Genomic DNA, 16,317 nt, shown 5'->3' with positions numbered 1-16,317 from the left:
AAAGAACAATCTTTCCTACAACAAAAGCAAATAGAGGCGCCTATACAAGATGCCGAATATATTCACGTCCAAGATATCGAATATGGACCACAAGAGCAACAAACGGCGGTGTGAGATGGAACAAAGAACAGCAGAATGGTTTCAAGCGCGCTTGGGTAAAGTCACCGCATCTAATGTTTACAACATTATCAGTAAGACAGCAAAAGGATTGCCTACGAGCAAATATGAAGACTACAAAATCAAACTCATAACGGAGCGCTTAACAGGCGAAACAAGCCCTTATTATGAAACTGAAGATATGAGATGGGGTATCGAACATGAAGAAGATGCCTTGAGAGAATATGGCTTCATTTATGATGCCAATATAACAAAGTGCGGCTTTATCCAACACCCCACAATAGAAATGGCGGGTGCTAGCCCCGATGGTCTCATTGGAGAAGACGGTTTAATCGAAGTCAAATGCCCGAGATCAGTAACACATATGCGCTTTTGTATAGGTGACGAAATCAAACCAGAATATCACGCACAAATGCAATTCCAAATGGCTTGTACAGGACGAAAATGGTGTGATTTCGTTAGCTATGACCCACGTTTTACGGGGGAATTCTTTCACTTGCGTATGAAAGTCAAGCGTGTTCTCCGTGATGATCAACAAATTGAACAGATCAATCAAGTTGTTGAAACCTTTTTAGCAGAGATAGAACGAGAGATACAACAACTCTCAACAAAAGCTGCTTAACCTTATGGGGGTGTTTTGTTCCCCGCATATCTACAAGCACCCCCACCCTTCCTAACACTTTCAAGTAATGCGTGATTCACGCCACACGTGAATTGCATCTCAATGTAAGGAGAAAAGATATGGCGCCTCGTCCAGCTGCTATAACGCAACCAGCCATTGCACGCGCTTTAAGAGAAGCTAAAAAACAAGGTTGCGAACTCATAGAAATCAAACCTACCGGTGAACTGCTTATCTATCTTAAAGCAGATATTCCAATACCAAATTCAGTTAGCCACCCAGACAAACTTTTAGATTTGTCAAAGAATGAATATTACGAAACCGCACTCTCTAAGATGTAAAATACCATGCCTAAACCACGTCCTCCTCATCTTGTCAAAGAAGTCACACGTCATGGTAAAATTATATGGTATGTACGTATTGGTCATGGACCACGTATTAGAATACGCGGTACCTATGGAACGCAAGAGTTTGTTGACAACTACAAAAGCGCACTTGCCGAGTTACAAGGGCTTATACTTCCTAAATCAAAAACTGGTAAGCTAGTCGAAGGTTCATTCGCATGGCTCCTTAAACAGTATTTTAATAGCTCCAATTGGCATAACCTTTCTAAAGTCACCCAAAAACAAAAAGAACTCATCCTTATGAAGGTATGTGATACCATAGGAAACATTCCATACCAAGCAATTGAAAAGAAACATATCATAGCCGGTGTTGAACGGCGTAAAGAAACACCAGCAATGGCTAGAAATTTTCTGAAAGCCCTTAATGGACTTTTTAATTGGGCGATTGATCAAGGTCTTTTGGAAAATAATCCAGCTTTAGGAATAAAAAGACCCCCCCTCAAAAACAAAGAGGGATTTCCTGTTTGGACAGAAGAAGATGTCGAAAAATATTATCAAAGATGGCATCATGGTACCCATGAACGTGTCTGGATTGATGTTCTTTTATATACGGGCTTGCGTCGTGGTGATGCGGTACGCATTGGCTGGAAAGATGTCAAAGACAATATTATTCATCTCAAAACAGAGAAAAGTAAATTCCAAACAGATGTTTTTCTTCCCATTTTACCGGAATTAGCTAAAACGCTTGAAACTGGTCCTATTGGAGAAGAAACATTTATCTGTAGTAAAGTGAATCAAAAATTCACCAAAGAAAGCTTTGGGAATGGATTTAGAGACGCTTGTAATGCGGCTGGCATTAAAAAATCGGCGCATGGATTAAGAAAATTAGCCGCAACACGTGCAGCTAATTCTGGAGCAACAGTATCACAACTCAAAGCAATTTTTGGCTGGACAGAAGATCAGATGGCATCCCTTTATACAAAGAGTGCAGATCGTAAAAGACTAGCTCTTGAAGCTATAAAAAAGCTCCAAAAAAGTTAGGGGCAGAGACAAAAAAACGTAATAGAATCAAAATTCATTAATTCCCTTATATTCTATATAATTCTTTGATTTTATTTACTCTATACCCGCCCCTTGGGCGTACCATCATTCTTTCTTTATGTGTAATATATTCATTTTATTTGTTTTTTTAATGAGGGATGCATAAATAAAAACGAGAGAATAAGATTTTAAAAGGTATCTCTTCGTAAAAAGGATACAAGAATCATTAATCATTAGGTGATTAATTCCTTTGTTGCATTTCGAGGATGGTACTTTACTGCGCACAGTTAATAAAAATAAGAATCGATAAAATATTAAGAATTAGAGGATTCTAACGCGCGATACGGTAATTTTATAAATCATATTCTTGCGTATGCTGTTAGTTTTTAAATTAAAACCAGCCGCATCATTTATACGTTTTTTCCAACCTTCAAAACTGAAGTTTATCCCAAACGCATTTTATATGAAGCATTTCTAATTACAGTGCCTTTGTTATCACATTAAACTTTTTATAAACAAACAGACCATAATCTTAGAATTGGAATAGCAATATAAAAATAGTTTCTTATTCACCTAACACAACAAATCAAGAAACTATAATTCAGAATACGATCAACTTATTAAATGGAATCTCTGATAATAAAAATGCATAATCCCCACCCCCTCTGATCTAACTACCTTATCCATTAAACAGATTCTTCATCAATCATAGAATAATTATAGATTTGCAAACACATCACTTCTTTTCAAAGATTAAACCCTCCAACAAAATTTTACACTCTATTGATAATATATTCTAAAAGCTCATATTTGAATGCTTTTTTCCCTTGTTTTTACTTTTCATTATAAACTTGAAAGTGTTATACAAGTAGTATCGCTTAAAAGAAAAAGGATTTCTAATGGTAAAGATCAAAGTAGAAAACCCCGTTGTTGAACTTGATGGGGATGAGATGACCCGCATCATCTGGAAATATATCAAAGATAAATTAATCCATCCCTACCTCGACATTGATCTAAAATATTATGATCTTTCCGTCGTAAATCGTGATGCAACCAATGATCAGGTAACTATCGATTCTGCCAATGCTATCAAAAAATATGGGGTTGGTATAAAATGCGCAACCATCACACCTGATGAGGCACGCGTTAAAGAATTTAACCTAAAAAAAATGTGGAAATCACCTAATGGCACAATCCGCAATATTTTAGGAGGAGTCATTTTTCGCGAACCCATTATCTGTAAAAATGTCCCTCGCCTTGTTCCTAACTGGACAAAGCCAATTATTATCGGACGTCACGCTTTTGGTGATCAATACAAGGCAACAGATTTTAAATTTCCAGGAAAAGGGAAATTAAGTATTAAATTTGTCGGTGATGATAATCAAGTTATTGAACATGATGTTTTTGATGCTCCAAGCGCAGGGGTTGCCATGGCTATGTATAACCTTGATGAGTCAATTCGTGATTTTGCCCGCGCATCCTTTAATTATGGACTACAACGGAATGTTCCAGTTTATCTTTCAACAAAAAATACCATTCTAAAAACTTACGATGGTCGTTTTAAAGATATCTTTCAAGAAATATTCGATACGGAATTTAAAACTGAATTTGAAAACCGTAAATTATATTACGAACACCGTCTTATTGATGATATGGTTGCTTCTGCATTAAAGTGGTCAGGTGGATACGTATGGGCATGTAAAAACTATGATGGTGATGTCCAATCTGATATTGTTGCCCAAGGCTTTGGTTCTCTGGGTCTCATGACTTCTGTTCTCATGACACCTGACGGCAAAATTGTTGAAGCAGAGGCAGCACACGGCACTGTAACACGCCATTATCGTCAGCATCAAAAGAATGAAGAAACATCAACGAACTCTATTGCATCTATTTTTGCATGGACGCGTGGACTAGCGCACCGTGCTAAACTAGATAACAATGAGAAGTTAAAAAACTTTTCCACGACATTGGAAGAAGTTTGTATTAAAACCGTCGAAGAAGGTTTTATGACCAAAGATCTCGCACTTTTGATTGGGCCTAAACAAAAGTGGCTTTCTACAACAGGTTTCCTCGATAAAATTGATGAGAATCTCAAAAAAGCAATGGGCAATTAAGTTATTACTTAAATTAAAATTCAAAGCTCTAAACAGAGCTTTGAATTTCTCTTGGCAAATTCAAAGAAGTACCTTATAAGTAAAAAGAGGATAGATTTTTATTAAATAGCAAACAACAGTGAAAAAACAGGGCTGGTCTGCGCTTTTATTGGGTAAAAATGGTCTTTGCTTTTTAACGTTTACAGGTGGAGTTGTGTTACACGCTACCAACGTTTATATTGTTATTACTATTTTACCCTCTCTTATGAATCATATTGGCAGTGAAATATATTATTCTTGGGTGGCTACTGTCTTTATTACAGCTTCACTCGTGGGTACTTCACTTGCAACAAAAATATTAGGGAAATTAGGTCCTCGCAATGCGTATGTTATTTCTGGACTTATCTTCACCCTAGGCACTTTTATGTGCAGCATTTCTTCATCTATGCCATTGTTTTTAATAGGACGCTTTATTCAAGGATTTGGAAGTGGTTCTTTGTTATCCCTATCCTATTCCATGGTACGGATTGTTTTCAGCCCATCTTTATGGTCACATGCATTAAGTATTATCTCTGGAATGTGGGGAATATCAACCTTGTTAGGACCAGCAATCGGGGGGCTTTCTGTATATTATGGCCTATGGCGAGCATCCTTTTTGATCATTGGCGTATTAGCTATATTTTTCTCACTCATCGCCTTTAAATTTTTACCAAAAAAGAATGAAAACGATGTTCCAACACCCCCTCTTCCTCTTCTCCAGCTTTTCACACTCACCTTATTGATTTTTATTATTTCTGTTGGAGGGGCTATGGAGTCTACAATAGCAAAAATTTGCGGATTAGTTATCGGACTTAGTCTTCTCTTTGTTCTAGCAAAAATCGAATCATCTACCCCTCATCCTATGTTGCCCCGCAAATCCTTTTCTTTCTCTTCTGAAATCTTTTCTGTTTACGCATTGATACTCGTTATGACAACAGTCGTATACAGTATAGAACTTTATTTTCCACTTTTTCTTCAAGAGCTTCATGGGCAAGCTCCACTTATTGCTGGTTATATAGCAGCACTTATGAGCCTAGGGTGGACATGTGGAGCCATCTCAAGTGCTGGTCTCTCCACAAAAAAAATTCGCAACATCATTGTATACTCGCCCCTATTAAAACTGTTAGGCATAATGATTCTTTTATGGCTCATCCCAACAGAAGTTTCCGCGCTTGAATATATTTTTATTATTTGCTTAGCACTGTTTTCTATTGGAATCAGTGCGGGCATAGCATGGCCACATTTGCTCACAAGGATCTTACAATGTGCAAATGATGAAGATGCTCTCCGTGCCAGTGAATCCCTTACCTCTGTACAACTATTTTCAGCGGCCTTAAGTGCAACTCTAGCAGGAGTCATCACCAATCTTGCAGGCCTCTTTAATCCTGGAGGAACAATAGGAATGATCTTAGCAGCAAAAACTCTCCTTATAGTGCTCATGGGTCTTTTATTTTGTCTTGCTATTCCATTAGCACTGCGCATTTCTTACTGCATATTGAAAAATCCAACAGGACATTCCAATAACTAAAAATAAATATAAAAATTCCTTCTTCATTTAAAAAATGAAAAATATTAAGCATGCTTCTCCATATACCATGAGATGCAAAAAAACATTAATCCACACAAAGTTAGAACACTTCCTAAAACAGCTGTATATTCATAACTATAGCCCAATTTTAAAACTAATGCTCCAGATTCTGCACCAAGAGCGTTGGCAATATTAAAAGCAGACTGCATTAATGCTCCTGCCAAAATCTGTCCTTGTAATGCAACATCCATAATTTTTGTTTGTATAGAAGGCATAGCAGCAAAAGAAGTTCCAACAAAAAAGCATCCTATTGCTGCCGTTAACGGAGCATAGGATAAAAAGAAAAAAAGAAAAAAAACAAATACGCTCCAAAGCATAGAAAAAAATATCATCGGCGAAATACCAATTTTAACGGCCAATTTAGGCCCCAAGAGATTTCCTACCACCATACCCAATCCAACTAACGGCATGATAAATGGTACCAACTCAAGTGAAACACCAGAAATATGCATTAATGTTGGCTTGATATAAGTGAAAACAGAAAATAATCCTGACGCTCCCACCGACACCATCAACAAAAGAAGCCATACCTGCTTTTGCTTTAATGCACCCATTTCTTGCAAAGGATTCGTTTTTGGAAAACTTGAATCACAAGGAAAAAAATTCCAAATAAGCAAACAACATAATAAAGCGATCATCCCCACAAGGACAAAAGCAATCTGCCAACCAATAAGTTGACCAATCCAAGTAGCACTGGGTGCTCCCAAAACGGTTGCAATTGTTAAGCCAAGCATAACATATCCAACAGCTTTAGAACGTTCTTTCATTTCTACCATTGAAGAAGCAACCATAGCCGCAAGTCCAAAATAGATTCCATGGGGAAGTCCACTGAGAAAGCGTAATACGACTAATATGCTAAAATCAGAAAAAAAGGCACTAGCAATATTTGCTAAAGCATAAAAAAGCATCAATCCTATCAAAACAGTTTTGCGTGATACCTGAGCTGTTGCCACAGCTAAAAGAGGTGCTCCAATCACAACTCCTAATGCATAAGCAGAAATATATTGACCAGCGGTAGGAATATCAACATAGGAACTTCGTGCCATCTCTGGTAGTAGCCCCATTGCGACAAACTCTGCAGTACCAATAGCAAAACTCCCCACAGCAAGAGCAAAAATTATTAAACGCCGTATTCTCGAATCAATTCCCAATGCAAGAACCTTTTGTTGATAAGAATCCCTCATATCATCACTTCTGGATAGGAGTTTTAACCGTAGATATCTGTAATACACACAAATAAAAATTCAAAACATTGTTATACGCATGCCCAATAGTCCCCAATAAAGTTTTAGAAATATTTTGATATATAAAGCATTTTATGGAGTTTTAAGTAAGATTCTTTAATGAAAAACCTTTGAAAACCTCAAGGTCACAGACGTATTCACCTATTTCTATCAGATCTGCCAGATAATAAACTTTGTCTCCTCTTTTCAGCCATTGTAATTTTACAGTGAAAACTTTATTTTGCAACGATATACTATATCCTATAAATAATTCTAAAATTTGCCGAAGAATGCATTTCAAACAAGTGAATAATATCTCATCATTATCTTGATACAAAGATAAAACTTCTCCCCCAAAATTATTGTTGCTTTATTTTTGCTACCTGAATACAGACCCTCCAAATCGATAAGTTATAATTTCAACTTTAGGCCATTCTTATAAATTATTATAGAGTCTTTTAAAAATTCTCATGATAATAGTGCTTGGTTTCTAGATTTATTAAATACCCTCTTTTAGACATCTTTACCCCTCCCTCATCTAACAGAGGAATCGCATCAAATATCTAACTCACTATCTGTAAATTAAAATATTCACGTAAATATATTATGATTATTTTCAGATAAATTCTATAAACAAAGCAAAAAACAAATATAATAAATTTTGTATAAGTATGTTTATTGCTATTTTATAAATATGACAATTACCGTGATTAATATTTAATTTATTATGACATAATATCTATAGTTTTATTATATAAATAATATTACATAAATCTATCTTAAAGAATATTTATATATAAAAACTTAAAAAATAAAATTATAACATTTTAAATGTTGTAATTTTATTTTAGTTTTATTTTAATTTTCTAAAAATTTATCTGTTCGATTGTATATAATCCATTCTTTACCTTTAGTAATAAAAAACACAAAGTAGCTCATAAAAATACAATTTTCATACTTCTTTAAGAGTTCGCTAACGCCTCATTAACATTGTTGCTGTAAACAGTCATCAGAAACAGAAAAACTGTTTTTCTCCGGATCAGGTAGCGCGTACCGGAGTAACAGTTTCTGTTTTTATCTAGTAATTAGAAAAAGAATATGTGCCCTTATAAAACCGCACTGTTATATCTTAAGATAGTGGAATTTTATAATTTTGGAAGATGTTTCTAATTTCATATTTTTAGCTAAATTTGTAAGTGCGAGAATAAATTCAATAAAAAAATGAGGAGCTATATTACGATTAATATTTTAGCGTCCTTGTGCCCATAGAGCACGCGTTTCAGCGCAAAAATCGGCATAACAGCCTTCCTCAATGGCATCACGAATTCCCTGCATAAGTTGTTGATAATAAAAAAGATTATTCCAAGTCAACAACATCCCCCCAAGAGATTCACCAGATTTAATCAAATGATGCAAATAAGCACAACTATAATCATGTGCTGCTGGACAAAGTGACTGTGGATCAAGAGGAAGTGGATCTTCTGCATAACGCGCATTACGCAAATTAATTCTACCAAAGCGGGTAAAAGCTAAACCATGACGTCCTGCACGCGTCGGCATAACACAATCAAACATATCAACACCACGAGCAACACTTTGTAAAATATCATCAGGTGTCCCTACTCCCATAAGATAGCGTGGTTTATCCTCTGGTAAAATCGGACAAGTAGTATCCAATACTGCTGTCATAACACTCTGCGGTTCACCAACAGCAAGCCCTCCAATAGCGTAACCTTTTAAATCGATTTCTTTTAATGCTTGAGCAGAACGTTCACGCAGTTTCATATTATCACCACCTTGAACAATCCCAAACAATGCTTTATCTGGCTGATCTCCAAAAGCTGTTTTACAACGCTGCGCCCACCGCAATGAAAGTTCCATAGCTTCTTCCATTTCTTTTTCAGTTGCGGGTAATGCAATACATTGATCCAACTGCATCTGGATATCTGCACCAAGAAGTCCTTGAATTTCGATAGAACGCTCTGGACTCATTTCATAGTAAGCTCCATTAATGTAAGAGCGAAAAATCACACCTTGTTCAGTAATTTTACGGATTCCCGCCAATGACATAACCTGAAAGCCACCAGAATCGGTTAAAATAGGTCCGCTCCAGCGTGAAAATTCATGTAATCCTCCCAAACGCGCAACACGTTCAGCTCCTGGACGTAACATTAAATGATAAGTATTTCCCAAAATGATATCTGCACCAAGATCACGAATTTGATCCATATACATAGCCTTAACGGTTCCTGCCGTCCCAACAGGCATAAATGCGGGTGTACGAACACATCCTCGCCCCGTTATAATTTCGCCTCGACGTGCATACCCATCTTGAGCAATTTTTCTATAATGAAATGTCTTTATCATAACTCTCGTCTTTTTGATTCCATCAATGCATATCTCTATAGAAAGAAAAAAGATATCCCCTTACGAGCATTGTCAAAAGCTTTATGAATTAATTTTTGATTCGCTCAATATTGTAATCAGCATCAAAAATTAAACGAGATAAAAGAACATTTCTTGTTAAGAAACCACCATAATAAAAGTGATAATCTAGCTCCCAAAAAATAGTAAAATCCTTGTAATACCATACCTCAAAATACCTACGCTTATCCTTAACAGAACTGCAAAATTATTATCACAATAATTTCATCTTCACATACTTCCATAAGCAGTAACTTTGTACCCATAGAAGAAAATTTTGAACGCATTGTACAGCTTACATATTCTTTAACTTTTACAGATAAAAATTTTTCATCTACTGGGCACAGCGATCCTCACGCTTAATAAAAACGCAAATGAGCATAATCACTTATCCACTCACAATATTGAGATAGCTCTTGGCATTAGAGATAATTCACAAAAGAAATTAACGTGTAAATAAAAATACTTTAAAAAACTAAAAATGCTTTTTGTAAAGATTCTCAAATACCAAAAGCTCTATCGTAACATTAGAGGCTGAAAAAGCGTATGATGGTACCCGCTTGCTCCTTCATAAGCTTTAAAGAAGGTGGTACATAATAGATTTTATACTATTTATAGCTTTAAAACTATACATGCCATGAATATCATCGTGGAAGTGAACGTTGATATGTACTAAGAAATGCTTCTTAAAAAAACACGTAAATACGCAACACAAGTGTATTCCGTTTGGAGCATTCCTCTATTAAAAAACGAGAAAAATAAAAGCGTAAGTCCATGCATAATCTTCATTATTTAAAAGATATTGCATTAGATACTTTTAAAAAAGTAAAGTTGAATTAAAAAGGAGATGGCAAGACTAGCCATTTGTTTCACTTCTGCGCCTTTTTATATTCTTCTAAGATTAAACTGTCTTCTTATTTTAAAGATTACGCCAATATATATAAACGCTGGTTTTCCACCTTGCTAGGAAAACTGGATGAGCTAGTAAAGCTCTTATCCGTCTTAACATGTGTTTCAAATATGCTTCTGCATTAGGATTGGATGTTGATTTACGAGCAGAAACAAAAGCACACGCTCTCTTAAGAAAGTAACATCATAAAACCATTAAGACCGACAATGGATTGAAGAGAAATGCCGAATTTTTTATAAAACACTTTGCCAAACAACAACCATAATACAACAGACTTTGCGTTTTCTTATTCTGACAGGTGTTTGTACAAATCCGTTGCGTTATATTCTTCAGGAAGATCCGATTGAAGAAAATATATGGACAATGCTTAGCTCGAAATTATAAAAGGTAAGCGTGATACTACAAAAGAGTTTCGTGTGCCTTTATTGATCAGAAAAGAGTATTTTTTCTTAGAAACTTACAATTGAAATCAGTATAGTTTATACTATTCTACATCCGCAGCAATAATGGCTTTGGTAATTGAATCTGGATCTGCAACAGGTTCACCACGTTTAATTTTATCAACATTTTCCATACCTTCAACAACCTGCCCCCATATGGAATATTGACGATCAAGCCACGGAGCATCTGCAAAACAAATAAAAAACTGAGAGTTAGCAGAATTTGGATTCTGACTCCGTGCCATAGAAACTGTACCACGCTTATGAGAAAGATTTGAAAACTCTGCTGTTAAATTTGGTTTTTCTGCCCCCCCCATACCAGCACGTGATAAATTGAATTTTTCACTATCCTTCTTTCCAAATTGCACATCCCCTGTTTGCGCCATAAAACCATCAATAACGCGATGGAAAATAACATTATCATAAGCACCTTCCCGTACCAGTTCTTTAATACGTGCAACATGACAAGGTGCCAAATCAGCAAAAAGCTCAATAACAACTCTGCCCTTTGTTGTTTCAAGAATTAAAGTATTCTCTGGATTTTTATTCTCAGCCATATGGAAAGCTCCCTTGATTCATTTCTCAACTTGTAAAGTAGCAGCATTAATAACATCAGGATTTTTTACAGATCCATTATTACTTGTCGTACCTTTTTTTATTTTATCAACAACATCCATCCCCTTTATAACCTCTCCAACAACCGTATACTGACCGTTTAAAAAAGCAGCATCCTCAAAACAAATGAAGAATTGAGAATTCGCGGAATCCGGATCTTGTGATCGTGCCATCCCAACTGTACCACGCTTAAACGGCTGTTTTGAAAACTCTGCCGGTATATTGGGATAATTTGAGCCACCCATACCAACGCGTTTCAGATCAAAATCTCTACTGCCTTTTTTTCCAAATTCTACATCACCAGTTTGCGCCATGAAATTAGGAATAACGCGATGAAACACAACATTATTATAGGCCCCCTCCTCTGTTAATCTTTTGATTTGCGCAATATGTTTTGGCGCCAAGTCAGGACGCAGACGAATAATGACATCACCATCTTTGAGAGATAAAATAAGAAGATTTGCGTCATTTGCTGGGCTAGAATTACCAGCGACAGCGAACAATGAAAAAAAACAAAACACACATATCAAAACAGCAAAAATTCTACGAGACACACTTATTCTCCCCTAAAAGATTGGTATTTCGAGCTTAAAGCTTGTGCAACATTGGGCGGTACAAATGGTGTCACATCACCTCCCATAGAGGCAATTTGGCGTACCAATGTAGAAGTTATCGCGCGCCCAGAAACACTTGCCGGCAAAAAAACAGTTTGCAATTCAGGAGCCATAACACCATTCATTCCTGCCATTTGCATTTCATAATCAAGATCAGTACCATCACGCAATCCACGAATGAGAAATGAAGCACCAACTTCACGCGCCTTCTCAATGAGAAGGTTGCTAAATGAAAGAACCTGCAATCGATTAGAATCTGCACCAAATAAGTCTTTCCCTACCTGCGTAATGAAATCAACACGCTCTTCGAAGCTAAAGAGTGTTTTTTTGTCAGCCTGTATCCCTATAGCGACGACCACCTTATCAGCTAACACAAAACACCCTTTCAAAACATCAAGATGACCATTTGTAAGAGGATCAAAAGAACCCGCGTAAAGAGCAATTTTCATGACTTTACTCCTTCCTCTTAAAAATTATTTTTCTTCGCTCATATCAACTGTATCAGAATGCTTCTCACCTTCATCATCTAATGAACTCGTATCATCTTCAGGTTCAGAAATACGTTCAACCGATACGACTCTTTCACCTTTGGCTGTATTAAAAATTGTGACTCCCTTAGTTGAGCGCCCAGCAGTACGAATTCCCTCAACAGGGACACGAATAAGCTGCCCCCCATCTGATACCAACATAATTTGATCTTGCGCCTTCACCGGAAAAGCCGCTACTAATTTACCAATTTCAGCTGTTTTAGATGGATCTGTTGCGCGAATCCCCTTTCCGCCACGTCCCGAAATCCGGAACTCATAGGAAGAAGAACGTTTACCATAACCAAACTCACTCACTGTCAAAAGCATTTGTTCACGTGCATGAAGTTCTGCATAACGTTCATCTGTTAACTCTGTTTCAGCACCCCCATCTTCTTCATCAAAAGTTATAACATCTTCAACATCAGCATCTGCACCAGAAGCACGCCGTTCATTCATTACACGTTTAATATAAGCAGAACGCTCAATGGACGTCGCCTCGACATGCTCTAAAATTGTCATCGAAATGACTTTATCGCCTTTAGCTAAATTGATACCACGAACTCCCACAGAATTACGCCCAGCAAAGACCCGAACATCAACAACTGGAAAACGGATACATTGTCCTTTGGCTGTTGTTAGAACAACATCATCGTGTTCTGTACAGGTTTCAACAGAAAGAATTTCATCTTCTTCATCAAGTTTCATCGCAATTTTACCATTACGATTAACCTGAACGAAATCTGATAATTTATTACGACGCACAGTTCCACGTGTTGTCGCAAACATAATATCTAATGCACTCCAGCTCGCTTCATCTTCAGGCAAAGGCATAATCGTTGTAATACGCTCACCTTGTTGTAAAGGAAGCATATTGATCAAAGCCCGCCCACGCGATTGGGGTGTCCCCAGCGGCAGCCGCCAAACTTTTTCCTTATAAACAATCCCACGTGATGAAAAGAAAAGAACCGGAGTATGCGTATTGGCAACAAACAACCGCGTTACAAAATCCTCATCCTTCGTGGACATACCAGAACGCCCCTTACCACCACGTCGCTGTGCACGATAGGTATTAAGAGGCACACGCTTAATATAGCCACTATGGCTTACCGTTACCACCATATCCTCTGGTGCGATCAGATCTTCACTCTCCATCTCAGCGCTACCAAAACCAAATACGGTACGTCGCGGCGTTGCAAATTCCTCACGAAGAGCACTCAACTCATCCTTAACAATAGACATAATGCGTACGCGTGATGCCAAGATCTCAAGATAGTCAGCGATATCCACGCCAATTTTATTCAATTCATCAGCGATTTCATCACGCCCAAGGGCTGTCAATCGTTGCAAACGCAATTCTAAAATAGCACGCGCCTGTTCTTCAGAAAGATTATAAGTACCATCCTCATGAATAATATGACGAGGATCATCAATAAGTTTAATCAAAGGCGCGACATCTATCGCTGGCCAGCGTCGCTCCATTAACTGTGCACGTGCTGTCTGCGGATCAGGAGCTTTGCGAATAAGCGCTATAATTTCATCAATATTGGCAACAGCAAGGGCAAGGCCAACCAAAACATGTGCTCGCTCACGCGCTTTACGCAAAAGATATTTTGTTCGCCGACTGACAACTTCTTCCCGAAAAGAAACAAATGCACGAAGCATATCAAGCAACGTCATCTGTTCGGGTTTTCCCCCATTCAAAGCAACCATATTACAACCAAAGGAAGTTTGTAGCGGCGTATACCGATATAATTGGTTTAAAACAATTTCCGCAACAACATCTTTCTTCAGCTCAATAACAACCCGATATCCATCACGATCAGATTCGTCACGCAAATCAGAGATTCCCTCAATGCGTTTATCGCGCACCAATTCAGCCATTTTCTCAATCATTGTTGCCTTATTAACTTGATAAGGGATCTCACTCACAATAATTGCTTGTCGACCACTGCGAATTTCTTCGATCTCAACTTTAGCACGCATAATGATTGAGCCACGCCCTGTTTCATAAGCTGCACGAACACCAGAGTGGCCAAGGATAATACCCCCTGTAGGAAAATCCGGACCAGGAATAATTTCAATTATTTTATCGAGTGTGATATCGGGATTATCAATCAAAGCGATACAACCATCAACGACTTCACCAAGATTATGGGGAGGAATATTGGTTGCCATTCCCACAGCAATCCCCCCTGACCCATTAACCAAAAGATTGGGAAAACGCGCTGGCAAGACAACCGGTTCACGCTCACGCCCATCGTAATTATCCTGAAAATCAACAGTATCTTTATCAATATCAGCTAAAAGTTCTTCTGAAACTTTTTCTAAACGACACTCAGTATAGCGCATAGCCGCGGGTGGATCACCATCAACGGAACCAAAATTTCCCTGACCATCAATTAATGGATTTCTTAAAGAAAAGTCCTGCGCCATACGCACTAATGCATCGTAAATTGAAGCATCACCATGGGGATGAAATTTCCCCATAACCTCACCAACAACACCAGCAGATTTACGATACGACTTATTGAAAGAAAGCCCCATCTCATTCATAGCATGAAGGATACGTCGATGAACAGGCTTAAGACCATCACGGACATCAGGGAGTGCACGTGAAACAATCACGCTCATCGCATAATCGAGATAGGAGCGTTGCATTTCATCAATAATACTGATTGGTTCAATACCGGTTAGCACATCACGTTCTGGGTGTGGAGTAAGATCGGTCACAATTTCAAAACTTTCAAAAAAGAATCATTTCACTTTATTTATAGCGAAAAATACACAAAAATGCTAATTTCTCTCCCATGACAAAAAAGAAATTTAACAATATTTTTCAAGACGTTATTAATTTATATTTTAAATTACCAATAATAATTAACAATTTTCACTTCGCTAAACTTCAAAAATCTGAAACAAGCAAACCATAAAATGATCATAATACTGCAATTTAAAGACTCTTAAAAAGGGACGTCATCATCTAATTTGTGTGAAAAACTTTCTCCCAATTGATTATTATTTTGACCAAAAGCATTTCTCTGATTTGAGTGACTATCGGCAAAGCCACCACTATAACTCCCCCCTTGACTTGCTCCTTGCTCCCCGCTCGCAGCTCCCCGCCCATCAAGCATTTGTAATTCGCCACGGTACTTTTGCAAAACAATCTCTGTTGTATAACGATCATTTCCATTTTGATCTTGCCATTTTCGTGTCTGTAACTGCCCCTCAATATAAATTTTGCTGCCTTTTTTTAAATATTGCTCTGCAACTTTGACAAGGTTTTCATTAAAAATAACAATACTATGCCACTCAGTGCGTTCTTTTCGCTCATTTGTATTCCGATCGCGCCAACTTTCTGAAGTAGCAATACGCAGATTTGCCACTTGATCACCAGAATTCAAACGGCGGATTTCAGGATCCGCACCAAGATTACCAATCAAAATAACTTTATTAAGGCTACCAGCCATCGCATAAACTCCAAAATTTTAATTTGTAAAATACTCTGTTCTATAACAATTATAACCCTCTTGACCTTCAATTTACATGTCGCAATTGACCATCAATATGGGTATTGCTATCCTTTACCAATATTGTATTCAGTGTAATTATAACAAAAGATGATAAAAACGCATAGTTTATTCCACCACGAGAGAATAAAAAGCTGCTCATTTGTATTTTTTTCACAAAACTTATACCTTCCTTTTGCATTAAAGCAGTTAAACA

General features: G+C 37.3%; 12 protein-coding genes and 1 pseudogene. 6 read left to right on the top strand and 7 right to left on the bottom strand.

The features are described from left to right. From ACFIMA_RS05905 to ACFIMA_RS05880, 6 genes and pseudogenes are all read left to right on the top strand, one after another. Positions 1-114, top strand: a pseudogene (locus ACFIMA_RS05905) (recombinase); the annotation flags it as partial. Between the two features lies 1 nt (position 115). After that, positions 116-739 carry a lambda exonuclease family protein gene (locus ACFIMA_RS05900; RefSeq protein WP_375693739.1) on the top strand — a complete coding sequence of 208 codons (624 nt, stop codon included), beginning with the start codon at positions 116-118 and terminating at the stop codon, positions 737-739. Between the two features lie 119 nt (positions 740-858). Then, positions 859-1,077: a hypothetical protein gene (locus ACFIMA_RS05895; protein ID WP_375630827.1), complete on the top strand. Its 219-nt coding sequence runs from the start codon at positions 859-861 to the stop codon at positions 1,075-1,077. 6 nt (positions 1,078-1,083) lie between these two features. Continuing rightward, entirely contained in the window at positions 1,084-2,121 is a 1,038-nt protein-coding gene (locus ACFIMA_RS05890) for a tyrosine-type recombinase/integrase (RefSeq protein ID WP_375693203.1), read from the top strand. A gap of 899 nt (positions 2,122-3,020) precedes the next feature. After that, positions 3,021-4,235, top strand: coding sequence for an NADP-dependent isocitrate dehydrogenase (locus tag ACFIMA_RS05885; RefSeq protein WP_375613103.1), 1,215 nt, complete (start codon positions 3,021-3,023; stop codon positions 4,233-4,235). 118 nt (positions 4,236-4,353) lie between these two features. Continuing rightward, positions 4,354-5,781, top strand: a complete 1,428-nt coding sequence (locus ACFIMA_RS05880) for an MFS transporter (RefSeq protein ID WP_375652880.1) — start codon at positions 4,354-4,356, stop codon at positions 5,779-5,781. 44 nt (positions 5,782-5,825) lie between these two features. Here the strand turns inward: ACFIMA_RS05880 and ACFIMA_RS05875 are convergent, their stop codons facing one another. The 7 genes from ACFIMA_RS05875 to ssb form a co-directional block, all read right to left on the bottom strand. After that, positions 5,826-7,025, bottom strand: coding sequence for an MFS transporter (locus tag ACFIMA_RS05875; protein ID WP_375678035.1), 1,200 nt, complete (start codon positions 7,023-7,025; stop codon positions 5,826-5,828). A 1,287-nt stretch (positions 7,026-8,312) separates the two neighbouring features. Beyond that, on the bottom strand, positions 8,313-9,431 hold the full coding sequence (gene tgt, locus ACFIMA_RS05870; protein ID WP_375632384.1) for a tRNA guanosine(34) transglycosylase Tgt: 1,119 nt from the start codon (positions 9,429-9,431) through the stop codon (positions 8,313-8,315). A 1,451-nt stretch (positions 9,432-10,882) separates the two neighbouring features. Next, on the bottom strand, positions 10,883-11,395 hold the full coding sequence (locus ACFIMA_RS05865; protein ID WP_375611520.1) for a peptidylprolyl isomerase: 513 nt from the start codon (positions 11,393-11,395) through the stop codon (positions 10,883-10,885). An 18-nt stretch (positions 11,396-11,413) separates the two neighbouring features. Next, positions 11,414-12,007, bottom strand: coding sequence for a peptidylprolyl isomerase (locus ACFIMA_RS05860; RefSeq protein ID WP_375645830.1), 594 nt, complete (start codon positions 12,005-12,007; stop codon positions 11,414-11,416). A gap of 2 nt (positions 12,008-12,009) precedes the next feature. Beyond that, a complete protein-coding gene (coaD, locus tag ACFIMA_RS05855; protein WP_375611518.1) occupies positions 12,010-12,516 on the bottom strand; it encodes a pantetheine-phosphate adenylyltransferase in 507 nt (168 codons plus the stop codon). Positions 12,517-12,540: 24 nt separating this feature from the next. Beyond that, positions 12,541-15,324, bottom strand: coding sequence for a DNA gyrase subunit A (gene gyrA, locus ACFIMA_RS05850; RefSeq protein WP_375693202.1), 2,784 nt, complete (start codon positions 15,322-15,324; stop codon positions 12,541-12,543). 230 nt (positions 15,325-15,554) lie between these two features. Beyond that, positions 15,555-16,061 (bottom strand): single-stranded DNA-binding protein, encoded by a 507-nt coding sequence (ssb, locus tag ACFIMA_RS05845; protein WP_375611516.1) that lies wholly within the window; start codon positions 16,059-16,061, stop codon positions 15,555-15,557. Positions 16,062-16,317: the final 256 nt, after the last annotated feature.

Source organism: Bartonella sp. AP88HLJMH (assembly GCF_042195605.1).
Taxonomy (GTDB): Bacteria; Pseudomonadota; Alphaproteobacteria; order Rhizobiales; family Rhizobiaceae; genus Bartonella.
The sequence above is the reverse complement of the archived record's forward strand: the minus strand, read 5'-3'. Positions and strand labels throughout refer to the sequence as shown.